The organism is Sulfurospirillum sp. HTRB-L1 (assembly GCF_059415125.1).
In genome coordinates, this window is record NZ_JCAHZR010000019.1 from 1 (window position 1) to 4,597 (window position 4,597).

General features: G+C 39.4%; 6 protein-coding genes. 1 reads left to right on the top strand and 5 read right to left on the bottom strand.

Going from position 1 to position 4,597, the window contains the following annotated elements; translation table 11 throughout:
- Positions 1-140 precede the first annotated feature (140 nt).
- Positions 141-1,139: an LLM class flavin-dependent oxidoreductase gene (locus AC5SLM_RS14375; RefSeq protein ID WP_495251665.1), complete on the top strand. Its 999-nt coding sequence runs from the start codon at positions 141-143 to the stop codon at positions 1,137-1,139.
- A gap of 45 nt (positions 1,140-1,184) precedes the next feature.
- On the opposite strand, the gene AC5SLM_RS14380 is transcribed toward AC5SLM_RS14375, so the two are convergent.
- From AC5SLM_RS14380 to AC5SLM_RS14400, 5 genes are all read right to left on the bottom strand, one after another.
- Positions 1,185-2,348, bottom strand: a complete 1,164-nt coding sequence (locus AC5SLM_RS14380) for a Cj0814-related protein (RefSeq protein WP_495251666.1) — start codon at positions 2,346-2,348, stop codon at positions 1,185-1,187.
- 103 nt (positions 2,349-2,451) lie between these two features.
- The gene (brnA, locus tag AC5SLM_RS14385; protein ID WP_495251667.1) at positions 2,452-2,733 is read right to left on the bottom strand and encodes a type II toxin-antitoxin system BrnA family antitoxin; all 282 of its coding nucleotides are present in this window, start codon (positions 2,731-2,733) and stop codon (positions 2,452-2,454) included.
- Positions 2,730-2,981, bottom strand: coding sequence for a BrnT family toxin (locus AC5SLM_RS14390; protein ID WP_495251668.1), 252 nt, complete (start codon positions 2,979-2,981; stop codon positions 2,730-2,732). Before AC5SLM_RS14390 ends, brnA begins: the two co-directional genes overlap by 4 nt.
- Before the next feature lie 164 nt (positions 2,982-3,145).
- Entirely contained in the window at positions 3,146-3,796 is a 651-nt protein-coding gene (locus tag AC5SLM_RS14395) for an HNH endonuclease signature motif containing protein (RefSeq protein WP_495251669.1), read from the bottom strand.
- A 592-nt stretch (positions 3,797-4,388) separates the two neighbouring features.
- On the bottom strand, positions 4,389-4,597 hold a 209-nt coding region (locus AC5SLM_RS14400; RefSeq protein WP_495251670.1), incomplete at its 5' end, for a hypothetical protein.

Genomic DNA, 4,597 nt, shown 5'->3' on the forward strand with positions numbered 1-4,597 from the left:
ACAAGAAGGAAAGCAAGCGGGCGGAACCACAAAATCAACCGGCGCAAGAGCGTATATTTTATGGGATGAGAGCATGCTTGCAAAGTTAAATAGCTTAAAGCCCATGGCTTAAGGCACGCTGCTTTTAAAGGGAGCAAAACATGGCTAATAAAAAAATACCCTTATCGGTCTTAGATTTAATCCCCGTGGGCGAAGGCTTCACCATAGCCCAATCCATAGAAAACAGTACCAAACTAGCCCAAGCGGTGGAAGCCTTTGGGTTTAGTCGTTATTGGGTCGCAGAACATCACAACTTTAGCGGCATTGCCAGTGCTGCAACTTCGGTCATTTTGAGTTACATTGGCGCAAACACGCAAACGATTCGGATAGGTTCTGGGGGAATCATGCTTCCAAACCATGCACCATTGGTGATTGCGGAGCAGTTTGGAACGCTAGAGTCTTTGTATCCAGGTAGGATAGATTTGGGATTAGGAAGAGCGCCAGGGACGGACAGACAAACCATGCTAGCCCTCAGGCGCAGCGTTACCAACGACGGCTCAGACTTTCCTGCGATGCTTGAACAGTTACAATACTTTTTTTCAAACAAGGCGGGCGCAAAAGAGATTAAAGCAGTCCCAGGATACGGACTCGACATTCCCATCTGGCTGCTTGGTTCAAGCACATTTAGCGCACAATTAGCGGCGCAAAAGGGATTGCCTTTTGCATTTGCCTCACACTTTGCACCGAGCGACATGGAAGATGCCATAAGACTGTATCGTGCAAACTTCAAGCCCACATCCTCGCTAAAAGAGCCATATATCATCATCTGTATCAATGTCGTCTGTGCTAAAACAACAGAGCAAGCCCACTACCTAGCGACAAGCGAACTTCAAAAGTTCCTGCATCTCCAACGCGGCGAGAATAGTCCGCTATCCAAGCCCACGCACGACATGAGCCGTTTATGGGAAGCGTGGGAAGAAAAAGGCATACGCCACAAAACACGAGAGTCCATCTGGGGAACGCCCGCCTTTGTAAAAGAAAAGCTTGAAAGCCTTCTCCAACGAACAGGTGCCGATGAAGTGATGATACACTCCATGATACACGACCCGCAAGAGAGGATAAAATCCTATGGGCTTATTTCAAAAGTGTGGTTTGGGTAAGAGAGCTATCAAAAAAAGATAGCGCGGAATGTTTGTGTCGCGTAGTTACTTTTGCAAAGCATAGCTCAGTGCAGAAGGGGTGGTGGGATTGGACATGGCACTTTTCTTTGAAGCTAAGATGCTTTGAGTCAAAACCTCTACTTTTGTGGTGGTATCGTTATTTTTGGGGTCAAGTTCTGCGTATGTATTGGCTATGTATTGTGCGTACAATGCTTTTTGTTCTTTGGCTAATTCCGCAAAAAATATATCTGCTAATTCTGGATTTATTTGACCATTTTGCAAGGTCGAGAGTGATTTTTTTAGTTGTTCGAGGTACGTTTCGCCCTTCATCTCGCTAAGGTAGGTCTCTAAATCTTTGCCGCTTTCTAAAAATTTATAATACTCTTTTGTCGCATTCGGATTTACACATACCATATCTCCATCGTTTTTATCTAAAATGTATCCTGCTGTTTCCGCATCAACTTTTTGATAAAAAAATGAACCAAACAACTCTCCAACAGCAATTTTATCACTGGGCAAATTTTCCCCATACTCTACACCCGAGTAAGCATTAAACAGTTCTCGATGCCCAAACAGCGCAATAGCAGGGTCGGTATCTGTCCTAGCAAAACTTCCCATAGCCATAAACCCTCGCAATCCTAAATCAAGCGCGCCCTCGGTTAATTCTGTAATTTTATAGGCCATACTGCTCATTGCATACATTTCATCCATCGTGCGCTGTATGCTAACGATGCCATCCATCAAAGAGCCTTTTGAGACATAGGATTTTGGCATAGCATTAATCTCTTTTTGCGTGACATAGCCATCCCCATCGGGGTCTAAGGTATTGCCCGCAATGGTCTTAAATAAATTCCAAACTTTTGAGATAACCGCGACGGGGTCTGCATTTTCCCCTTGGGCTTGTGCGTACGCTTGCGCTTGAACGTACATGGCCTGATGAATCTTAATGGTCGCAGGAATGCCAGCAGCGTCATTAAAATCCGTCCCAAAAAAACCATCACTATCAACCTCAAAAGCACCATTGGTTATCGTCATTGTCGTAGAGGTAGCGGCCAAAGCCTCTTCTGTGTGGGTCGTGTGCTCCCAACTAACACCCTCCAGTCCCTCCAAGTCAGCATAAAATGACGCTACGATATCTCTTGAGTAAATCCCATTTCTAAAGGCCACATAATCGACGGTTCCATTTGATGCTATCGTACTTAGTGACATAATAAATCTCCAATAAAAATATGTCAATAATAAGCAAAAAGAGTACCAAAAAACACCAGTACTATTCGTCACCATGCTTTACATGTAGAGTTTTTTTCTATCACTAACGCATCTGTTGTAAATTTTTACGTGCGAGTTGGATGTCATCAAGTTTTTGAATAAGCCACATTTTTATGATAGATTGACGCGTAACACCCATACGTTTGGCTTCTTTGTCTAAAGATGCGATAGCCCACGTGGGCAAATCCACATTGACTTTTTTAATCGCCAATAATTTTTGCTCAAACTCGCTTTTAGACATTTTTGAAGACAGGTCAATATAAGGCAAAATATCTTCACCATTGTCAAATTTTTTGTCAAATTCTTCTGCTGATAGTGTTTTCATAACATATCCTTTTCATTTTTTCGACATCGTCTAACGCTGATAATTCTTATGGTGTCATCGCGCATGGTAAACACTGCAACATAACACATTTTATCCTTGTAACCAACGAGCAAATATCGCAATTCACCATTTAAAAAAACTTGCTTAAAGACAGAATACTCACCATCCCAAAGCGCTTGTGCCTCTTTAAAGTCTATACCGTGTTTTTCCTTATTGGCTTTACTTTTTGCTTCGTCATATTCAAACATTGAAACCCTTTTACTTGTCATAGAAATTATACTATTTTTATACTTTTTAAATCAAGCAAGACAGGGAGAAGAAAAAGGGCAAGGCTACTTTTTAATCCTTGCATGTAAGGATTTCCGAGGAAGTGAAGCAGAATGTTTAGATAAAGTAGCCTTGTTTCCGTTTTTCATGAATACATATAATTTTCTTCCTTGAAACGACCCCACACTTTTTCAATTTCTTTAGCAATTTTATTGTAATAAGTTGTTTTTTTTGCCAAATTAGGTGAAAACCATTTTAAAAATACATCATGGCAAATTTGATTTGTGCTAATACAGTTTTGATTGTTTTGTAATCTTCCTATAATATCATGCGCCTCAGGGTCATATTCATCAGTATTGACTTCAAAGTTAATATCCATTGGATCATTCTGAAATAATATTCTTGAAATTTCACTAAACAACATTCCGTAACTATAAAATAATTCTGTAGATAAATTTGGTAAAATTCTTTCCTCAATTACAATTCCATTATCTTTATCATTACTAGAGTCTTGAAATTCATTAATTAATTTTTCTTTATATATTAGTAATTCTTCTTTTGTTATGCCCTTTGATTGACTTGTGGAAGAATCATACTCATCATGGTGATCTAGGCACAATGGAACAAGATTAGATTCACTATTATTATTTCTCTTTTGATCAATATGACTAATTTGCACTTTTTTTCTATTTTTATCATTATCCAGATAATAACACAAACAGCACCTTCTTCGCGTTGAAACTAATAGTTCCACTATTACACTATTGGGTATATTTCTTCTTTTCTTATCTGACATTTCTATATCCTTTAAGGTAAATAGGTGAGACTACTCTTCATATTTCAATCTCACTTTTTATGCTTTACATATAAAGCATTTTAGAAAAAAAACCTATTCAAAGCAACCTGTCCTTTCTTTTAAATCCCTCCCGCCCTTGCGTATTCAATTTCATTTGCTGCAAATTAGTGTATTAAACTTTGAATGATATTTTTCCTATTTTCCTATTCGCCCCCTTCGACACTTTTCCAACCCTCTTTTATTGTACTTTTTATCACGACTTCACAATCCCCTATTAGGTATGCTTTTTAGTGTTGCCTTTTTTTGGTGCACTTAAAAGACAAGTTATCTTTGGCAAACCCGTCATACAGCGCCTTGAAGATAATCGACTGTAAACTATAGAGGCAATGGCACTAAGCAACGTGTTTTTAAAGCTCGTTTTTACGCGCAAACGGTAGAGAATAAACGACCTGTACCTGAAATAGTTCCAAAGATTTACTAATTGTCGACTCATCTATTTGTTATTGAAAATACACAAAAGAAAATGACAGCAGGCTACTTTTTTCAACGTCTGGAAGCTACGGTAGCCTAATGGAGTGGAAAAGGGGGATTGTCACCACCTCAGCACGCAACTGGCACAAAGAAGGGCTTTTTTACACCACTTTGAGAAATCGCCAAAAAATTGCTTTCTCTTGCCCCCGTCCTTATTCTCTACGCCGATAAAGTCCGTCCATAAGGGCATCTTATATTCACGTCTCAAATAAGATATAATGGCTCCAAACAACAAAAGGCGTGAGATGGAAAATACAAAACCAACAAATC

Bases quoted from the DNA above. Each gene is read 5' to 3' on its own strand.
- AC5SLM_RS14375 (WP_495251665.1), top strand. From the start codon at position 141: ATGGCTAATAAAAAAATACCCTTATCGGTCTTAGATTTAATCCCCGTG.
- AC5SLM_RS14380 (WP_495251666.1), bottom strand. From the start codon at position 2,348: ATGTCACTAAGTACGATAGCATCAAATGGAACCGTCGATTATGTGGCC.
- brnA (WP_495251667.1), bottom strand. From the start codon at position 2,733: ATGAAAACACTATCAGCAGAAGAATTTGACAAAAAATTTGACAATGGT.
- AC5SLM_RS14390 (WP_495251668.1), bottom strand. From the start codon at position 2,981: ATGTTTGAATATGACGAAGCAAAAAGTAAAGCCAATAAGGAAAAACAC.
- AC5SLM_RS14395 (WP_495251669.1), bottom strand. From the start codon at position 3,796: ATGTCAGATAAGAAAAGAAGAAATATACCCAATAGTGTAATAGTGGAA.